Source organism: Paenarthrobacter sp. E2MeOHC11 (assembly GCF_058744955.1).
Genome location: NZ_CP196673.1, coordinates 4845332 through 4861978 on the forward strand (window position 1 = coordinate 4845332; position 16647 = coordinate 4861978).

General features: G+C 60.8%; 17 protein-coding genes. 9 read left to right on the plus strand and 8 right to left on the minus strand.

Annotated features, from left to right (window positions below; all coding sequences use genetic code 11):
• Positions 1–24 precede the first annotated feature (24 nt).
• The gene (locus ACSSVG_RS22410) at positions 25–1734 is read left to right on the plus strand and encodes a GAF domain-containing sensor histidine kinase (protein ID WP_253468084.1); all 1710 of its coding nucleotides are present in this window, start codon (positions 25–27) and stop codon (positions 1732–1734) included.
• A 4-nt stretch (positions 1735–1738) separates the two neighbouring features.
• On the opposite strand, the gene ACSSVG_RS22415 is transcribed toward ACSSVG_RS22410, so the two are convergent.
• Positions 1739–2437, minus strand: a complete 699-nt coding sequence (locus tag ACSSVG_RS22415; RefSeq protein WP_492416407.1) for a response regulator — start codon at positions 2435–2437, stop codon at positions 1739–1741.
• A 240-nt stretch (positions 2438–2677) separates the two neighbouring features.
• Here ACSSVG_RS22415 and ACSSVG_RS22420 point away from each other — a divergent pair, with 240 nt between their 5' ends.
• The 3 genes from ACSSVG_RS22420 (at position 2678) to ACSSVG_RS22430 (ending at position 5519) form a co-directional block, all read left to right on the plus strand.
• The gene (locus ACSSVG_RS22420; protein ID WP_231340225.1) at positions 2678–3040 is read left to right on the plus strand and encodes an SPW repeat protein; all 363 of its coding nucleotides are present in this window, start codon (positions 2678–2680) and stop codon (positions 3038–3040) included.
• A 130-nt stretch (positions 3041–3170) separates the two neighbouring features.
• Entirely contained in the window at positions 3171–4556 is a 1386-nt protein-coding gene (locus ACSSVG_RS22425; protein ID WP_492416409.1) for an MBL fold metallo-hydrolase RNA specificity domain-containing protein, read from the plus strand.
• 99 nt (positions 4557–4655) lie between these two features.
• Complete coding sequence (locus tag ACSSVG_RS22430) at positions 4656–5519, plus strand: universal stress protein (protein ID WP_231343483.1); 864 nt, start codon at positions 4656–4658, stop codon at positions 5517–5519.
• 85 nt (positions 5520–5604) lie between these two features.
• On the opposite strand, the gene ACSSVG_RS22435 is transcribed toward ACSSVG_RS22430, so the two are convergent.
• Together ACSSVG_RS22435 and ACSSVG_RS22440 are read right to left on the minus strand one after the other, a co-directional pair.
• Positions 5605–6048, minus strand: a complete 444-nt coding sequence (locus tag ACSSVG_RS22435; RefSeq protein ID WP_231340643.1) for a pyridoxamine 5'-phosphate oxidase family protein — start codon at positions 6046–6048, stop codon at positions 5605–5607.
• A 1-nt stretch (position 6049) separates the two neighbouring features.
• On the minus strand, positions 6050–6496 hold the full coding sequence (locus ACSSVG_RS22440) for a universal stress protein (RefSeq protein WP_231340644.1): 447 nt from the start codon (positions 6494–6496) through the stop codon (positions 6050–6052).
• Positions 6497–6707: 211 nt separating this feature from the next.
• Between ACSSVG_RS22440 and ACSSVG_RS22445 the strand changes: the two genes are divergently transcribed.
• A complete protein-coding gene (locus ACSSVG_RS22445; protein WP_492416411.1) occupies positions 6708–7715 on the plus strand; it encodes a zinc-dependent alcohol dehydrogenase family protein in 1008 nt (335 codons plus the stop codon).
• A gap of 26 nt (positions 7716–7741) precedes the next feature.
• Here the strand turns inward: ACSSVG_RS22445 and ACSSVG_RS22450 are convergent, their stop codons facing one another.
• The 5 genes from ACSSVG_RS22450 to ppsA are packed head-to-tail and all read right to left on the minus strand — an operon-like array spanning position 7742 to position 15004.
• The gene (locus tag ACSSVG_RS22450) at positions 7742–7963 is read right to left on the minus strand and encodes a hypothetical protein (protein WP_492416413.1); all 222 of its coding nucleotides are present in this window, start codon (positions 7961–7963) and stop codon (positions 7742–7744) included.
• Positions 7960–8436 (minus strand): YegP family protein, encoded by a 477-nt coding sequence (locus tag ACSSVG_RS22455; protein ID WP_492416415.1) that lies wholly within the window; start codon positions 8434–8436, stop codon positions 7960–7962. The genes ACSSVG_RS22450 and ACSSVG_RS22455 overlap by 4 nt, the downstream gene beginning before the upstream one ends.
• Entirely contained in the window at positions 8399–9424 is a 1026-nt protein-coding gene (locus tag ACSSVG_RS22460) for a 6-phosphofructokinase (RefSeq protein WP_492416417.1), read from the minus strand. Before ACSSVG_RS22460 ends, ACSSVG_RS22455 begins: the two co-directional genes overlap by 38 nt.
• On the minus strand, positions 9421–12588 hold the full coding sequence (locus ACSSVG_RS22465; RefSeq protein WP_492416419.1) for an HAD-IA family hydrolase: 3168 nt from the start codon (positions 12586–12588) through the stop codon (positions 9421–9423). Before ACSSVG_RS22465 ends, ACSSVG_RS22460 begins: the two co-directional genes overlap by 4 nt.
• 4 nt (positions 12589–12592) lie before the next feature.
• Positions 12593–15004, minus strand: a complete 2412-nt coding sequence (gene ppsA / locus ACSSVG_RS22470; protein ID WP_492416421.1) for a phosphoenolpyruvate synthase — start codon at positions 15002–15004, stop codon at positions 12593–12595.
• Between the two features lie 126 nt (positions 15005–15130).
• Between ppsA and ACSSVG_RS22475 the strand changes: the two genes are divergently transcribed.
• The 4 genes from ACSSVG_RS22475 to ACSSVG_RS22490 are packed head-to-tail and all read left to right on the plus strand — an operon-like array spanning position 15131 to position 16647.
• Positions 15131–15460 carry a DUF3040 domain-containing protein gene (locus ACSSVG_RS22475; protein WP_231340650.1) on the plus strand — a complete coding sequence of 110 codons (330 nt, stop codon included), beginning with the start codon at positions 15131–15133 and terminating at the stop codon, positions 15458–15460.
• The gene (locus tag ACSSVG_RS22480; protein ID WP_231340651.1) at positions 15457–15924 is read left to right on the plus strand and encodes a flavodoxin family protein; all 468 of its coding nucleotides are present in this window, start codon (positions 15457–15459) and stop codon (positions 15922–15924) included. Before ACSSVG_RS22475 ends, ACSSVG_RS22480 begins: the two co-directional genes overlap by 4 nt.
• On the plus strand, positions 15924–16370 hold the full coding sequence (locus ACSSVG_RS22485) for a universal stress protein (RefSeq protein ID WP_231340652.1): 447 nt from the start codon (positions 15924–15926) through the stop codon (positions 16368–16370). The genes ACSSVG_RS22480 and ACSSVG_RS22485 overlap by 1 nt, the downstream gene beginning before the upstream one ends.
• Position 16371: 1 nt before the next feature.
• Positions 16372–16647 carry a hypothetical protein gene (locus tag ACSSVG_RS22490; protein WP_231340653.1) on the plus strand — a complete coding sequence of 92 codons (276 nt, stop codon included), beginning with the start codon at positions 16372–16374 and terminating at the stop codon, positions 16645–16647.

Below are 16647 nucleotides of genomic sequence, written 5' to 3' on the forward strand. Positions count from 1 at the left end.
TCCAGCATTCTTTGAAAGGAACCGGTGAACGACTCAGAAGCACCCGAGCCCCAGCCCAACGTTGTGCCTCGGATTCGGATTGAGGACCTCCTGAAGGACTTTGTTGGCCGCGCGGGAGAGCTTCTCCAGGCACAGGAAAGAACACGGGGCTTGCTCGAGGCGGTTGTGGCCGTGGCAGAAGACCTAAGCCTCGAAGCGGTGCTGGACCGCGTGGTGACCTCGGCATGTCGGCTGCTTCAGGCGCGCTATGGCGCCTTGGGTGTCATCGGGGAGGACAACGCTCTCAGTCATTTCATTACGGTAGGTATAGACGGCGAGCTCGCCCGACGCATCGGCCCTCTCCCTACTGGACACGGTGTCCTCGGACTGCTCATCACGGAGCCGACGCCGCTGCGCCTCCATGACCTCGGCCACCATCCGAAAGCCTACGGATTCCCGCAGCACCACCCTCCCATGAAGTCGTTCCTCGGAGTCCCGGTGCGGGTACGGGATGTGGTATTCGGGAACCTCTACCTGACCGAAAAAGAAGGCGGCGGAGACTTTACGCCAGAGGATGAGGACCTTGCCGTGGCGTTGGCCGCGGCGGCCGGCGTGGCAATCGAGAACGCCCGGCTGTATGAAGATGCCCGCCGCCGCGCCTCTTGGCTTGAAGCCTGCATGGACGTTACGGGAACAATGCTCGGCGCAGACCAACTGGGGCAGGCCGAGAACTCGGCATTGGACCTGATCGCGGCGAGGGCCCTCCGGGAATCGGGTTCCCATCTGGCGTTGATCCTTGTTCCGTCTCCTCATGAGCCCTATGTAGTGGCGGGCACCGCTGGAGCCCGTGGCGCTGAATTCGCCGGCGCGTCGTTGGCGATGAAAGCCACTGAAGTGCAGGGCGTCGCAAGCACCGGAAAGCCCGCTTGCCTTGATGATTCCCAGGATCTCCTCGGTCTTGCCAGCGAGGGGGTGTCGGCCCGGCTGCTGATCATCGACCTCAGCGCCCAAGGAGCCCATCACGGTCTCTTGGTCCTTGCCCGCGATCCCGGTTCAGGCAATTTTTCAAAGACCGATGTGGAGATGGGGGCAGTCTTCGGTTCGCACGTGGCCCTCGCGCTGGCGCTGGAGCGGATTCACCGGCTCCGGGAACAAGTGATGGTGTTCTCCGACAGGGACAGGATCGCACGGGATCTCCATGACCTGGTCATACAACGGCTGTTTGCAGCTGGGCTGAGCCTCCAAAGCCTCCGGCGTTTCACGACCGGCGAGGCTGCCTTGAGCAGGATCGACTCTGTGACCGAAGAGCTGGACACAAGTATCCGCGATCTGCGCAACACCATCTATTCGCTGCAGGCCAGTACCCGTGAGCGGGAGCCGTTGAGCGGCCGCATCCTCCAGTCAATCCAGGCCGGTGCCAAGTCCCTGCCGTACGCGCCACATCTGACGCTGGCTGGCGCCGTTGACTTGGTGGACGATGAAGCCATCATCAAACACCTTCTGGCTGTCGTATCTGAAGGCCTCAGCAATGCCGTGCGCCACTCAGGGGCTCAATCCATCAGTGTTTCAGTTTCAGTGGCCGAAGGTTGGCTGACCTTGGAAGTGGTGGACGACGGATGCGGATTTGTCGATCCGGCCCCGGGAAACGGCCTGGCCAACATTGCTCTGCGCGCAAAGGAAATGAACGGGACCAGTTCCATCACCAGTGCGCCTGGAAACGGGACAGCAATGACATGGTCTGTCCCGCTGAGCTGATCCTTCAGCGCAGGGAACCGGCATCCTCTTCGGGTGCTTGAGCCATGAACACCGCCGCCTGGGTTCTGCGCTCAAACCCGAGTTTGGCCAGCAAGGATGAGACGTAGTTCTTAACCGTTTTCTCTGCCAAAAGCATTTCCTCACCGATCTGGCGATTGGTCATGCCCTGACCAACATAGTCAAGGACACGGCGCTCTTGCGGCGTGAGGGAAGCTGTCCTGGGATCCTGCTTCTTCGGTGCAGTGAGGCCTTGGACGATTCTCGTCTTGACGGCTTCGTCGAACAACGACTCACCGTGGGCGGCTTTCCTTAAGGCGCCCAGCAGGTCCGTGCCCCCGATTTCCTTCAGGACGTAGCCTGCAGCCCCGGCAAGAACAGCGGCGCGGAGGGCCTGCTCGTCGTCGTAGCTCGTCAAGATCAGGCAATTCAGTCCAGGGTCGACGGAGCGAACGTCCCGGCACACCTCGATTCCGGTGCCATCGGGCAACCGTGCGTCCAGAACAGCGACATCGGGACGCAACGCGGGAATCCGGCGCGTCGCTTCTTCCGCTGAACCAGACATGCCGACCACCACGAAACCTTCGCCTTCCAAAAGTTCCTGGAGGCCTCTGCGAACCAACTCATGGTCATCGAGGATGAAGACGCGGATTGGTTCTCCGGGGGAAACGCCGGTGGTTTGGCCGGCTGTTTCTGGGCGATCCATGATTCTCCTGTCCGGCGGCCGATGGCCGCAATATCGAGAGCTTTTTGTTGGCGGCTCTGCCAAATTCTTGCCGACTGCCTGCCCTGCCCACAAGGGCCCAAGGACCCTGCCGGCGCGTGTGACTTTTGGCCCTGTTGGGAACGTGCCTTTGTACCGACGCTGGAAGAACGGGAGACCCGAAACCGCTCGCAGAAGGTGGGCGGCCCCGGCATCGAACAAAATGAAGGAGTATCGATCCCCATGAAGAAATGGACGCGTTGGCAGGACTATACCGTGATCGCTGCCGGCGCATATGCAGCCCTGTCAGTTCTGTGGACCACGCAAACCGGGTCGTCGACGGCGATCATGGTCACGTTGGGCCTCTTGCTGGTCATTGGAGGCGTGGTGAACCTGGCCATGCCCGGCATGCCCGTCGCTGAGTGGGCCCAGGCAATAGTGGCAGTAGCCCTCCTCCTGGCTCCTTGGGTGGGTGGCTTCACCTCCGCAACCGGCGCAGCCTGGAGTGCCTGGATCCCAGGTGCGGTGGCTTTGGTGGTGACCGCTCTGGCGATCAGGCCAAGCACTGAGGAATACAGGCACCACCACGTGGCGTCCACGCCATAATCACCACACCACTGATTGGCGCCGCGCAACCGCGCGGCGCCAATGGCTTCATCGCAGTGAACAGCCCTCAACGGCCCGGCCTTTGTTCACCCCGTGGAGCCGTACCCTGCCCTAAGGATGGAGCATCGACATGGCCACCAAAAGTCCCGCAACTCTGCGCTTTCTTGGCGCCACGGACACCGTAACTGGCTCCCGCTACCTGGTGGACTTCCAAGGAACACGAATCCTGGTGGACTGCGGACTGTTCCAAGGTTACAAACGGCTCCGCCTACGGAACAGGCAGCCTTTTCCTGTCTCCCCCGCATCCATTGATGCAGTCCTGCTGACGCATGCCCATTTGGACCATACAGGCTACGTTCCCAGGCTCGTGAGGGATGGTTTCAGGGGTCCCGTCCATGCCACACACGGGACCACTGAACTGTGCAAACTCCTGCTGCCTGACAGCGGACACCTGCAGGAGGAGGAAGCCAAGTACGCCGATCGCCGTGGATCGTCAATCCACACCCCCGACCTGCCTTTGTATACGGCGGCAGACGCAGTGAAGTCGCTCAATAGTTTCCGCCCTGTTGAGTTCGACGAGCCCATGGACCTTGGCGACGGCGTCCAGGCCAGGTTCGTTCCGGCAGGTCACATCCTGGGGGCCGCGCAGCTTCACATCCGGGTGGGCGGAAACACTGTTCATTTCACCGGAGATCTGGGCCGCGACGACGACCCGCTGATGTACCCGCCCCGGGCGCTGGAGTCCGTTGACGTGCTTATCACGGAGTCCACCTATGGCAACCGGACCCATCCGTCCGGAAGTCCCGAAACCGAACTAGGCGAGGTAGTGTCCAGGGTGGCCAAGCGGAATGGCGTCATCCTCATCGCAGCATTCGCCGTCGGCCGCGCGGAAACACTCATGCTGCAGCTGGCGCGCCTGCGCCGAAAAGGCCTCATTCCCGATATTCCCGTCTATCTCAACAGCCCCATGGCAATTGATGCCTCCTACATGTACCAGCAGCACCCGGATGAACATCGGCTGGGCCCGGAAGAATTCAAGGACATGTACCACTTGGCCACCATGACCCGAACGGCGGACGATTCAAAGCTCCTCAATCTCCGAGGTGGTCCCATGATCATCATCTCCGCCAGCGGCATGCTGACCGGTGGACGGATACTGCATCACCTTGAGGCATACGGCAGCGATCCCAGGAACGCAGTCATCTTGAGCGGGTATCAGGCCGCCGGAACAAGGGGCGCTGCGTTGGCCGCCGGGTCACGAGAGCTGAGGGTCTATGGGCAAGACGTCCGGATCCGTGCAGAAGTAGTCCAACTCGAAGGATTCAGCGCCCATGCGGACTCGGACGCCATCATTCGTTGGATGCGGTCAGCACCCACCTCACCACGGATGACATATATCACTCATGGTGAACCGGAGGCATCCGAGGCACTCCGGCTTCGTATCAAGCATGAACTGGGGTGGAATGCCCGGGTTCCGGAGTATCAGGAGACCATCTCCGTAGCCACACCGGAATAAGGACTTCCGGCCCTAACTGGGCGGTATGAACCCGGTACAAACTGACAACAAGGCCCCGGCCGATATCCGGGAACCCATCAACGAAGAACGGGCCAAGCCATGAATGAAGCAATTGTCGTCGGTGTCAACGATTCACCCAGCAGCGAGGCTGCCATGGGGTGGGCCATGCGTCGAGCGGCCGCCCTGAAGCTGCCGGTACAGCTTGTCCATGCCGTGGATGACCGCTGGGCGTACGATTCTGTGGGCTATAACGAGTGGATCCGGGAATCCGGCATCAACTTTCTTGCTGCTGCCAAGGACCGTGCCGCAAAGATGGAACCCACCGTCAATGTCACCACCGACCTCGTCTCGGGTGGGGCCGGCTACGCTTTGGGCAAGAGGTCCAAAAAGGCCGCCATGGTGGTCATTGGTTCCGGCCATGGCTGGGCCGGAGGTTCCCTGACCGATCGTGCTTTACAGGTTGCCGCCGTCGCGCGTTGTCCCGTAGCAGTTATCGGTGAGCACGACATGACAAACCGCAAAGGGATTTTAGTCGGCGTGGACGGTTCTGAAGAGGCCACACAGGCCGTCGCGTTTGCCGCGGCAGAGGCCGACCGCCAGGGACAGGAGCTGACGGTTCTCCATGCCTTCCTCACACCGGAACCTTGGGTAACCCGCGGTGTACCGAACACCAACTACTTCGAGGTCATCACGGAAGAAGAGCGCGTCGTCCTGGCCGAAACTGTCGCCGGTTTGGCAGACAAGTACCCGGATCTGGTGGTACACCAAGTCCTCGACACCCACACGCGGCCCGCCGAAGCACTGCTCGCGGCCGGGGCCACAGCACAACTGCTGGTGGTAGGCAGCCGCGGCCGGGGCAGTTTCAAACGCCTCTTGTTGGGTTCGACAGCGCATGCGGTTCTCACCAAATTGCCGTGTCCCACGATTATCGCGCGGATCAGCCCGGTCAAGCACTCCGACTGAAAGTGACGATGACACCCCAAACTTAGGGCACTGAAAGTGCGGGCTTGCCGGTTCCCCCGGGCAAGCCCGCACTTTCGCGTCACAGCTAGGCGAGATAAACGTGCTTCCCTGTCATGATGGTGGGCTGGATACAGATGAAGAGGCCTCGGTCCCCACCGGCCCATGGTTCTGCCGTCATGTGGCCCCAAAGGCGCGTGAGTAACTCCCGGTCAACAACATGGGTTGAGGACCCGCTGACCAACACCGACCATCCTTCGCTTCGATCAGTCCTGGCATCGTCGATTTGGAAAGATGTCTGCATCCGGGCCGCCGGCCCACCAATCAGCCCTTCCAGCGAAGTGCGGAAGTAAATGGCGTGATCGTGAACCAGATAGTTGACAGGCAAGATCATCACCCTGCCGTGGTGGACGAAACCTATCCGCCCAGTGTCGTGCGAATGCAGCTTCTCCCAGCACTGCACCTCACTAAGGTCTTCGCTGACGTGACGGGCACCATCGATGCGTACAGGTTCTTGGCTGGGCACACTCATTTCATGCTTCCTTTTCGGGGGTGTGCACTACAAGAACGGGGCAATGTGCGTGGGCGACGCAGGCCGAACTGACCGATCCCATCAGTAGGCCGCCGAATCCGCCATGGCCGCGCCTGCCCACGACCACCATCTCAGCCCCGCGGCTTGCTTTGATCAGTCCTTGCCGGGGATGGCCCTGTTCCAGGTGCGAAGTGACGTTGTCCGGCACGTCAATGCCGAACGCCTTTTCGACTGACTCCTTCAGGACTTGCCCGGCTGCCTCCTCAAATCCCGTGATCCCCACGGCGAGATAGCCCTCATAGACCGGCGGAAAATCCCAGTAGGCCATCGCCTCGACTGCTGCCCCCAAGGGGACTGCCAAACGTTGGGCTTCGCGGAGCGCCTCGATGGACGGCTCCGAACCATCCACCCCCACAATAATCTTCCCCGGTGATCCGTCTTTGCTCATTCTTTTTCCTCCTGGCGCTTGTGGCTTTCCTTCCTGTCAGAATGCCGTGGTTGGCCAGCATCGAACAGGGCCGAAGGTCACAGTGTCCGGAGACCCAAGTGCCCGATATCTTCGGTCCAGACCTCGATAGGGATGAGCAGGCGTACCCACCCCAGTTCCTGTAGGACCTTTGACTCTTGCTGCCGGATCACATCTGCATCACGCTCATTGCATGGCAAACACGATGAAGGCGTGGTGGGTGGGACGGCCAGGAAGCATTTCGACTCACCCGCTGGAGCAAGGGAGCAAGGTCGTACCGACACCTGACGAGGGCGAATTACTCGTTAAAGTCAACGTGTGTGGTGTCTGCCGCACGGACCTGCATCTGGCTGAAGGTGACCTTCCTCCGCGCCATTCCCGGATTGTTCCAGGTCATGAAGCTGTGGGAATCGTAGTGGAATCAGGCACAGGCAGGTTTGAAGCCGGCGACAGGGTGGGCATCGCCTGGCTCGGCGGCACATGCGGTGCTTGCAGCTATTGCCAGCGCGGCGCCGAGAACCTGTGCAGCAAACCGATTTTCACTGGCTGGGACCGTGACGGCGGCTTCGCGGAAATGATGACAGTCAGGGAGGACTTTGCCTACGCCATTCCTCCCCACTTCAGTGATGAGGAGGCAGCGCCGCTCCTTTGCTCCGGAATCATTGGCTACCGTGCCCTGAAACGGGCTGCCCTTCCCCCCGGCGGCCGCTTGGGCATCTACGGGTTCGGAGGCTCAGCCCACCTGACCGCGCAAATCGCAATCCATTCAGGCGCGTCGGTCTTCGTCATGACACGATCCGGGAAAGCGCAGGTTTTGGCCCGAAGCCTGGGGGCAGAATACGTCGGCGGTGCATTCGACGCTCCCCCGGTGAAGCTGGACTCAGCCATTCTCTTCGCACCGGTCGGTGAACTGGTACCTATCGCGATGAGGGCGTTGGACAGGGGCGGAACTCTGGCGGTCGCCGGCATCCACCTCTCCGACATCCCCTCGATTAGCTACGCGGACGAGCTCTTCTACGAGAAGCAAGTCTGCAGCGTCACCGCCAACACGAGGGCTGACGGAACGGAATTGCTTTCCCTCGCAGCGGACATGCCATTGATTCCCACCACCACGGCATATCCCTTTGCCGCTGCCGATCAAGCCTTGGACGACCTCGCGAATGACAGAATCACTGGAGCCGCCGTGTTGAGGATTCCATGACGGGTCACCGTCACCGGGCTTGGACGTCAGGTTTTCTTTCTTTTCGCGAACCGTTTCTCGAGTTTTGCTTCCGCGTCCTCGCGGCGTTTGCCCATCCGAAACAACTGCTGAACCAGCGGATTCTGTGGGATTGAAGGAACCCGTCGGCGTTGCGGCTGACTGCCCTGATTGCCCGACCCTGGCTCGGCCGTCTCAGATGGGCGTTGAGGTCCGGGTTCCGATTTCCCAGAACTGCGTTCGATCTTCATTCGGCAACCCTGCGCATCTGCCCATGCGCAGGAACCCGGCTGCCTGCGGGTTTCGTGTCGGCTGGCGACATCGGCAAACAATGGTCTTGGACCAAGCCCATCCCCGCGCACTCACGGACACGAGAGATGCCCCGCACCGCGGAGTCCTTGTCTACGTACGAGCACGAGACTGCGAGTTCCCGTCCTTCGGAGTCCACCAGCCGGAACCTGACGTTGGCTTGGCCGTCAGTAAAAAGCTCAAAGATCCCAGTCATGGGTCCGCCCTTTCTGCACTTGCTGATCACGGCATCATCGGTCCCCCTATGCCTTCCATCAGGATGCCCGCTGACAGAGTTGGGTCGTAAGGGCCGGAAGTCCCGTTGCTTCTTGCCCGGTCCCGTTGCAGGACCTTGGACGCTGGAAGGCATGCCCCATGACGGCGGACCAATCTCCCCGCTATCCGAACAAGGCTTCCGCTTCCTTGAAGCGTGCATCCGGAACGGTCTTGAGATCCCCCAAAGCCGACGCGAGGGGCACGTCCGTGATGTCGGTGCCTCTCAGGGAGACCATGGTCCCCCATTTCCTTTCAGAAGCGAGACCAACCGCAGCCATACCCAGGCGGGTGGCGAGGACCCTGTCGAAAGCCGTGGGTGCGCCCCCGCGCTGGATGTGTCCCAGAACGGTGGCCCTGGTTTCGATCCCGGTCATCTCCTGCACCAGCCCTTCCAACATTATTCCGATGCCACCGAGACGCGGCCGGCCGAAGGTATCAAGACCCCTTGGTGAATACGGTGCCTCCTGTCCCGTGGGTGCGAAAGCCTCTGCAACAACCACCAAAGGGGCCCTGCCGCGTTCATGGGCCGAACTGACCCAAACGGCTATTTGCTCCAAGGAAACCCTGTGCTCGGGTATCAGGATCGCGTGGGCGCCCGAGGCCATCCCTGCATGCAAGGCGATCCACCCTGCACTCCTTCCCATGACCTCAGCAATCATGCACCGATGATGGGACTCCCCGGTTGTTCGCAGGCGATCGATTGCCTCGGTAGCCGTTTGGACGGCAGTGTCGAATCCAAACGTGTAATCCGTAGCACCCAAGTCGTTGTCGATGGTCTTTGGTACACCAACAACGTTGACTCCCTGCTCTGACAAGATCCGGGCCGCCGCAAGGGTTCCCTCACCCCCAATGGCTACCAACCCGTCCACACCATGCCTGCGAAGTGATTGGCTCACGGCCCCAGATTCACCGTCCCGCAGGGGATTCGTCCGGGATGTCCCCAGCATCGTGCCCCCGAGACCGGAAATCCCCCGCACCGCAGACCTGGGCAGTGGTATGACATCGTCACCCAGGACACCTTTCCACCCATCGCGGAATCCAACGAACTCGAAGTCGTGGCTGATGGTCCCCCTGAGAACTGCCCCTCGGATGACAGCATTCAAACCCGGGCAGTCACCACCACTTGTGAGAATCCCCAAGCGCCTCATGACCGGCGCGCCTCCTGGCCAGGATTCATCCTGAAGCTCCGGCTCTCCCCGGGAGCCAACATGACAGCCTGCCCTTCCATCCGAAGAGAAACGGGAGCGGCATCGCCATCCGCGGACAATACTCGGAGGCGACCATCCTTCAGCTGGATCTTCAACGAATGTCCCTTGTACTTCACATGAAAGGTAACCGCGCGCAATCCCCTCGGCATGGACGGCGTGAAAGACAAACCATCCCGCCCCAACTTCAGCCCGGCAAAGCTCCTCTGAATGACGTCTATGGAACCTGCCATGGCACCCAGGTGAATGCCCGCTTTGGTTGTCCCATGCTGGGTGTCATCGAGATCTGCGTCCAACGCCTCCCGAAAGCTATCCCATGCCCTATCCGGGTCCACGGAAGCCAGGACAGAGGCGTGGGCGACGCGGCTCAGAGTGGAACCGTGAGCCGTCCTGGCCAGGTAGTACTCAATAGTCCGGTCCAGTTGCTCGTTGGACAAGGCGTAACCAAGTTTCGCCATGAACTCGCGGAGCCCCTCATGGCCCAGCAGATACGGCAACATCAACACGTCGGCCTGCTTCGCGAGTTTGTAGCGGTTGACGTCGTCGCCCTCCGCTTCAAGGATGAGATCCAGCCGCTCGATGTTCTCGTACATCTGGCGGTACTTGTCCCAGTCAAGTTCTTCCAGCGCGTCGTACCCATGAAACTGGCTGATGACACCATCGGCGTGGAACGGAACAAACATCCTCCGGGACACCCGCTTCCACAACGACACTTCGTCAGCCGTGATGCTCAAACGCTCCGTGAGATCAGCCAGCTCATGGCCCTTCAGCATCCCGTGAATCTCTGCGGCGCGCTCGCAGGTCCATGCCGCCATGACGTTGGTGTAGGCGTTGTCATCCAGGCCCGGATCGGGCTCCCCTGAACGGCGGGTGTGGTATTCATCCGGGCCTACGACGCCTTTCAGGTGGAAACGGTGATCATGGTGGTCATACGCCGCCATGGCAGCAAAGAAGCGTGCCACCTCCACAACGAGTTCTGCTCCTTTGTACAGGAACCAAGCCTTGTCACCAGTGGCTTCAAAGTACTCCCAGACGTTGAAGGCAACCGCGAGCCCCACGTGCCGTTGCATCCTGGAATGGTCCGGCACCCAGCGCCCCGACCTGGCGTTGTAGAGCCAATGCGGAGTTTCTTCGCTGCCGTCGCTGCCGCTTTGCCACGGGAACATTGCTCCGGGCAAACCGAGCCTTGACGCCGCCTGCCTTGCTTCCGGGAGCCGCCGCCATCGGTATTCGATCAGTGCCCGGGCCACCTCGGGGGTTCTGGCAGTAAGTACGGGCAGGACGAAGAGCTCGTCCCAAAAGACGTGACCCCGATAGCCCTCGCCGTGCAGTCCCCTGGCCGGAACACCGGCGTCGAGCTCTGCCGTGTGATGCGTCAGGGTCTGCAGGAGGTGGAAAAGATGAAGGTTCAAGACCAATTGGACCTGGGTGGAGGAGTCGAGTTCCACGAGGAACGGCCGAAGGATCCGCCTCCACGCGGCCACATGGGAACTCAGCAGAGCTTCAAAGTTTGTGCCCGCCCTCGCAAGAACGGCCGAAGCGGCCGAACCCGCGGACGATATGGGCTTATCCCGGGATGTTACGACGGCGGCAACCTTGGTTAAGGCGGTTGCCGCACCATCAGTGCAAGCAACGTCAAAAGTGAGGAAGTGGAACGCCTTGACCCTTCCAGGCGACCCTGCATTGCCTGCAGCATCTGCATGGAAGGCAACGGCTACGCGTATTTGGCTCTGGCTGGTTTCGGCTTCGACCAGAAGATCGCAGCTTGGGCCACCACGGCTTCCTGCCGTCTTGTCGCTCAAGTGGACGCGGCTTCCCATGGCCGGCTCCGGCAGGTTCGCATTCCTGATGCCAACATCGACCCCGCTCCGCACCGTGACTGTTCCGTTCCAGCCCAGCGGCGTCAAGAGAGTCTCGACAGCCAGCACGTGCGGCTCCGCCATGGAGACCAAGCGCCTTGCAGCGACGTCCAGACGCCGACCGTCCGGGGACTCCAGAAGAACATGACGAATCAACAGAGCCCGACCCATGTCCAAAGTCCGCCGCTCCTCCACCAAACGCAAGCCACCCTCCGACCACCACGTGCCGTTCTCCAGGCAGAGGTCCAAGGGAAGGCAATCGGGTGCGTTGACCATGTGCTCGTCGATTACAGACTCCTCGCCCATTCTGGCGACCACCCTGTTGTAGACACCGGCCAGATACATGCCGGCATAGCGCGACTCCCGGCCGCCTTCGGAAACAGCCCCGCGAACACCCATATATCCGTTGCCCAACGTCGTGAGGGCTTCCCGGTGCCCCTCGTGTTCCGGCGCTGTCCCTTCGTAGGTGAGCTGCCAAGGATCACTCATGACCAGGCCCAGGTCCAGCTCGCCTACATCGTTGAGGACCACGTGCGCACCAGCTGCTTCGAGTTGTCGGCGGGTCCCCTGCCGGTCGATGCCCACCACAAGCCCGAATCCACCGCGACGCGCGGATGTCACCCCCGCCACTGAGTCTTCTATGACCACGGCGCGAGCCGGCGGGACCCCCAGGCGCCTGGCCGCCTCCAGGAATACATCCGGTTCAGGTTTGCCCGGGAGCCCCAATTTTGAGGCGACGGTACCGTCCAGCACCACCGCGAAAGTCTCTGCCATGCCGGCCGCGGCCAACACGGGAGTGGCGTTGCGGCTCGACGTCACCACCCCCGCCTTAACCCCTGCCGCCTGCAGACTGCCCAGCAGCTCCAGTGTTCCCGGGTATGCCTGAACGCCGTCCTTCTTTAGACGGGCGAGGTAAGCCTTGTTCTTCAGCGCCCCAAGCCCGTAAGCGGTCCAATCGCCGGTTGCATCGCTTGGTGCGCCGAGATCAACGACGACGCCCCGGGACGCCAGCAGGTTCATGAGCCCGACTTCGCGGGGCTTGCCGTCCACCAAGGACAAATAGTCGTTTGAAGTAAACGGCTGCACAGGTTTGACCTTCGGAAACCTGGGATCGCCCATAATCGCCTCGTACGCGTCGCGCCAAGCCAGCTGATGCACCATGGCAGTCCGGGTGACTACGCCATCCAGATCGAAGATGACCGCGTCATAAGGGGGTCTCGCCGCAGCCGCCGTGGGTGATCCCTTCATGGCTCTACACTGGGTCCGGCCGTTTGAGATGCTTTTCTGCAGCAGCTATCAAGGGGACCGTCCGGATGAAGGTATCGGGGTTCAGTGAAATCGAGTCAATGCCTTCACGGACAAGAAACTCCGCAAAATCCGGATGGTTGTTTGGACCTTGACCACAAATCCCTATCCGGATTCCTGCTGCATGCGCCTTCCCGATGACCTCCGAGATCATGGTGGTCACGGCTTCATCGCGTTCATCGAAGAGCCCTGCCAATTGTTCCGAATCACGGTCTACGCCGAGCACCAATTGGGTCAAATCATTGGAACCGATGGAGAACCCATCAAAACGGCGGGCGAATTGTTCCGCCAGCACCACGTTGGAAGGGATCTCACACATCATGTAGACGCGCAGCCCGTGCTCTCCACGCACAAGTCCGTTCTCCGACATCGCATTGAGCACCTTGTCCGCTTCATCCACTGTGCGGCAAAAGGGAACCATGACTATGACGTTTGAGAAGCCGATGACTTCACGTGCGCGTTTCACGGCCAGGCATTCCAACGCGAAAGCTTCACGGTAGTGCTTGTTGTAGTAGCGGGAAGCCCCCCGGAATCCCAGCATGGGGTTTTCTTCAGGGTGTTCGAAGAAGCTGCCGCCGATGAGATGTCCATACTCGTTGCTCTTGAAATCGCTGAGCCGGACAACCACTGGTTTCGGATGGAAAGGAGCAGCAATCTTGGCTATGCCTGTGGCAAGGACACTGACGAAATACTCCTCGGGGCTGGTGTAGCCCCTGGTCAGTTGTTCAATAACAGCTGATTCGGCGTCATCCATCACCAACTCGGGATGGATAAGGGCCATCGGATGAACACGGATCAAGTTGTTGATGATGAATTCCATCCTCGCCAGGCCGACTCCTGCAGCAGGAAGACGCCACCAGGTGAAAGCTGCGGCCGGGCTGGCGATGTTGACCATGATGTCCGTGCGCGTTTCGGAAAGGCTCCCGGTGTCCACCTCTTCTACTTCGAAGTCCAGCATCCCGTCATAGACGTGTCCCTCTTCTCCTTCGGCGCACGAGAGCGTGACAACTTCCCTACCTGCCAGCGCGTCAGTTGCGTCGCCAGTACCCACCACGGCGGGAACGCCTAGCTCACGGCTCACAATCGCCGCGTGACTGGTGGGTCCCCCGTGGTCAGTCACGATCCCAGCTGCCCGCTTCATCACGGGAACCCAGTCCGGGTCCGTCATCCGGGTTACCAAAATGGCCCCATCCACAAACGCCTCAATGTCCTTGGCATCGCGGATGATGCAGACGGGGCCTACGGCTATGGAATTCCCGACCGCTGCGCCGGACGCAAGGAGACGGCCATCCTGTCCCAGGTGATACATGCGGAAGAGCGTCCCGCTTTTTTGGGCCTGAACTGTTTCCGGTCGCGCCTGGACCATGAACAGCTCGCCTGTGACGCCGTCTTTGGCCCATTCCATGTCCATGGGACGTCCGTAGTGGTCTTCCACGGACACGGCCCACCGCGCGAGCTTGATGATGTCGATGTCCGGGAGAACAGTGGCACGTCGTTCTTTGTCGGTGGTTTCCACCATCGCCGTGGAGGCGGTCCCTCCCAAGCGGTACACCATCTTGCGCTCTTTGGATCCCACGGATCTCTCGATCACAGGCACCAGAGCGGGGTTATCAAGTAGCGGTTTGAACACTTGGTACTTGTCCGGGTTGATGGTGCCCTGGACAACGGTCTCGCCCAATCCCCATGCCGCGCTGATGACGACGCTCTGTGGAAAGCCCGACTCAGTATCGATGGAGAACATCACCCCTGACGCTCCGATGTCGGATCTAACCATGCGCTGGACACCTATGGACAGTGCCACGTCCAAGTGCCCAAACCCTTTGATCTCCCGGTAGCTAATGGCGCGATCAGTGAAAAGCGAGGCAAAACAGCGTCGGCAGGCATCCAGGAGTGCGCTCTCACCTGAGATATTCAGGAATGTTTCCTGTTGCCCGGCAAAACTGGCATCCGGCAGGTCCTCTGCCGTTGCGCTGCTGCGGACAGCTACCGCCAATCGCTCCTGCCCGGCCCGTTCGCCCAGGCGCCGATAGTTATGCCTGATGCCCTCAATAAGTCCGGACGGAAACTCGCCCGCCAACATTGCGTCGCGGATGGCATGCCCCGTCTCGCGAAGAGACAACCTGCCTGACCTAAGCTCACTCATGGAATGACTGATGACCGATTCGAGTCCGTTGGCAGCCAAGAACTTCCTGTACGCGCCGGACGTCGTAGCGAAGCCGTCGGGGACCTTCACCCCTGCTGAACGCAACGATGTGGTGAGTTCACCCAGTGACGCATTCTTACCGCCCACTTCGGGAACATCCCCCATTCCGATGTCCTCAAACCATGTGACATATGACTCTTCGATGGCTGGCTGCATGCCTTGATTCTGGGCGGCCCGGGCCAGCCCGGGCAGAGTCTTTGGTCCCGAACCTTGGTGTGACTTTCGGCCCTGTTTCCGCATTGCCGCACCACACATGCTGGGAGGGAAGGCAGGAGGCACACCATGGCACTTTCGGAGTTCGAACGGCTCGAACTGGACAACATTTCGCAGGGTCTTCTGGAGGAGGACCCCAGGCTGGCAGCACTCATGAGCCTGGAAGACCTCGATCGACGCCGCTGGAAGGGCATAAAGCGAGGCTGCCTTGCTGCGCTCGGCGGGCTCGGACTGCTGCTGGTGAGTTTCCCACTAGGCAGTTTGGCACTCGGTGTGGTGGGTTTCCTCGTGATGGGTGGGGGGACGTACTGGGCAACCCTTTTCATGGGTGACCGCCCTATGCGGTGGAGGCCGCGCACCCGGGAAAACGCCCACGAGAAGAACAAGGAACAGTCATGAAAGCACTCGTTGTCTATGATTCCGGCTTTGGCAACACCAAGTCGATCGCTGAGGCCATTGCCGCAGGCCTCAGCCCACTGAACGCGAAAGTCCTGCCGGCCGGTCAGGTGCGATCCGACGACATCTCGGCAGGTGACCTGTTGGTGGTCGGCAGCCCGATCAACGGTTGGCGCCCCACACAGAAAACCATGGAGGCTCTGGCCCGTCTTGGCAGCCGAGGGCTTTCCGGGGTGGTTGCTGCCGGCTTTGATACGAGGGTCAAGCTGTTCATCCATGGTGATGCCGCCAAGAAGATCACAAAGACCCTCAAAGAGGCCGGAGCCAGCATAGTGGCCGAGCCAATGGCCTTCTACGTCAAGGGAACTGAGGGTCCCTTGCTTGACGGACAGACGTCCCGCGCAGCTGCGTGGGGTGAAGAACTCTTGTCCATTGCCACAGCATATGGAATCCAGAGGAGTGCGTGATGGCAGGCTGGCTTGACCCGAGCAAGATCATTGTTGGCGTCGACGGCTCCGACGCATCGGTGGAAGCACTACGCCAGGGACAACGAATTGCGCTGGCCCTCAATGCACCGCTTGAAGCGTGGGGGTGCTGGGAGATGCCGCTGGGATACGAAGGATATCTGGCCATGGGCATAGATGGCTTCGCCCATGATGCCGAGGAACGACTCGATAAGGCACTGGTCGAGGCTTTCGGCACTGAGAAGCCCAGGAACGTCAGTTCCCGCCTTGTTCAGCAGTCTCCCCGTGCAGGGCTTGTTGAGGGCAGCAAACATGCATCACTTCTGGTGGTAGGCCGGCGCGGTCACGGTGGTTTTGGTGGACTTCTCCTCGGTTCGGTCAGTTCGGGCTGCGTTGCTCACGCGCACTGCCCCGTCCTGGTGGTCCACTCCCCGGAGAAGGGTCATTGAGATGACCACTGGGCAGATGTCCGTACCAGCAGCTCCAGTGCGACCGGCGGTCGGCGCGTCTGCCGTGATCGAAGCGGTAGGGCTAACAAAGACCCTACTGCCCTTCGGGACCGCATCTTCCGCGCAGTCGAGGGGTGCGACGTTCCTGCTCCTGATCTACGGGGTCCTGGCACTGTCCAACACCATGCTGTTCTCGGCTTTGTTCCCGGCTGCGGCCGGGGCCGCTGCCGCAGCCCTCGGCGTTGCCTCGCTGATCTCCAACCGGAAAGAACGCTAA

Coding starts and splice junctions, on each gene's coding strand:
- ACSSVG_RS22415 (WP_492416407.1), bottom strand. CDS start 2,437: ATGGATCGCCCAGAAACAGCCGGCCAAACCACCGGCGTTTCCCCCGGA.
- ACSSVG_RS22420 (WP_231340225.1), top strand. CDS start 2,678: ATGAAGAAATGGACGCGTTGGCAGGACTATACCGTGATCGCTGCCGGC.
- ACSSVG_RS22425 (WP_492416409.1), top strand. CDS start 3,171: ATGGCCACCAAAAGTCCCGCAACTCTGCGCTTTCTTGGCGCCACGGAC.
- ACSSVG_RS22430 (WP_231343483.1), top strand. CDS start 4,656: ATGAATGAAGCAATTGTCGTCGGTGTCAACGATTCACCCAGCAGCGAG.
- ACSSVG_RS22435 (WP_231340643.1), bottom strand. CDS start 6,048: ATGAGTGTGCCCAGCCAAGAACCTGTACGCATCGATGGTGCCCGTCAC.
- ACSSVG_RS22440 (WP_231340644.1), bottom strand. CDS start 6,496: ATGAGCAAAGACGGATCACCGGGGAAGATTATTGTGGGGGTGGATGGT.
- ACSSVG_RS22445 (WP_492416411.1), top strand. CDS start 6,708: ATGGCAAACACGATGAAGGCGTGGTGGGTGGGACGGCCAGGAAGCATT.
- ACSSVG_RS22450 (WP_492416413.1), bottom strand. CDS start 7,963: ATGAAGATCGAACGCAGTTCTGGGAAATCGGAACCCGGACCTCAACGC.
- ACSSVG_RS22455 (WP_492416415.1), bottom strand. CDS start 8,436: ATGCACGCTTCAAGGAAGCGGAAGCCTTGTTCGGATAGCGGGGAGATT.
- ACSSVG_RS22460 (WP_492416417.1), bottom strand. CDS start 9,424: ATGAGGCGCTTGGGGATTCTCACAAGTGGTGGTGACTGCCCGGGTTTG.
- ACSSVG_RS22465 (WP_492416419.1), bottom strand. CDS start 12,588: ATGAAGGGATCACCCACGGCGGCTGCGGCGAGACCCCCTTATGACGCG.
- ppsA (WP_492416421.1), bottom strand. CDS start 15,004: ATGCAGCCAGCCATCGAAGAGTCATATGTCACATGGTTTGAGGACATC.
- ACSSVG_RS22475 (WP_231340650.1), top strand. CDS start 15,131: ATGGCACTTTCGGAGTTCGAACGGCTCGAACTGGACAACATTTCGCAG.
- ACSSVG_RS22480 (WP_231340651.1), top strand. CDS start 15,457: ATGAAAGCACTCGTTGTCTATGATTCCGGCTTTGGCAACACCAAGTCG.
- ACSSVG_RS22485 (WP_231340652.1), top strand. CDS start 15,924: ATGGCAGGCTGGCTTGACCCGAGCAAGATCATTGTTGGCGTCGACGGC.
- ACSSVG_RS22490 (WP_231340653.1), top strand. CDS start 16,372: ATGACCACTGGGCAGATGTCCGTACCAGCAGCTCCAGTGCGACCGGCG.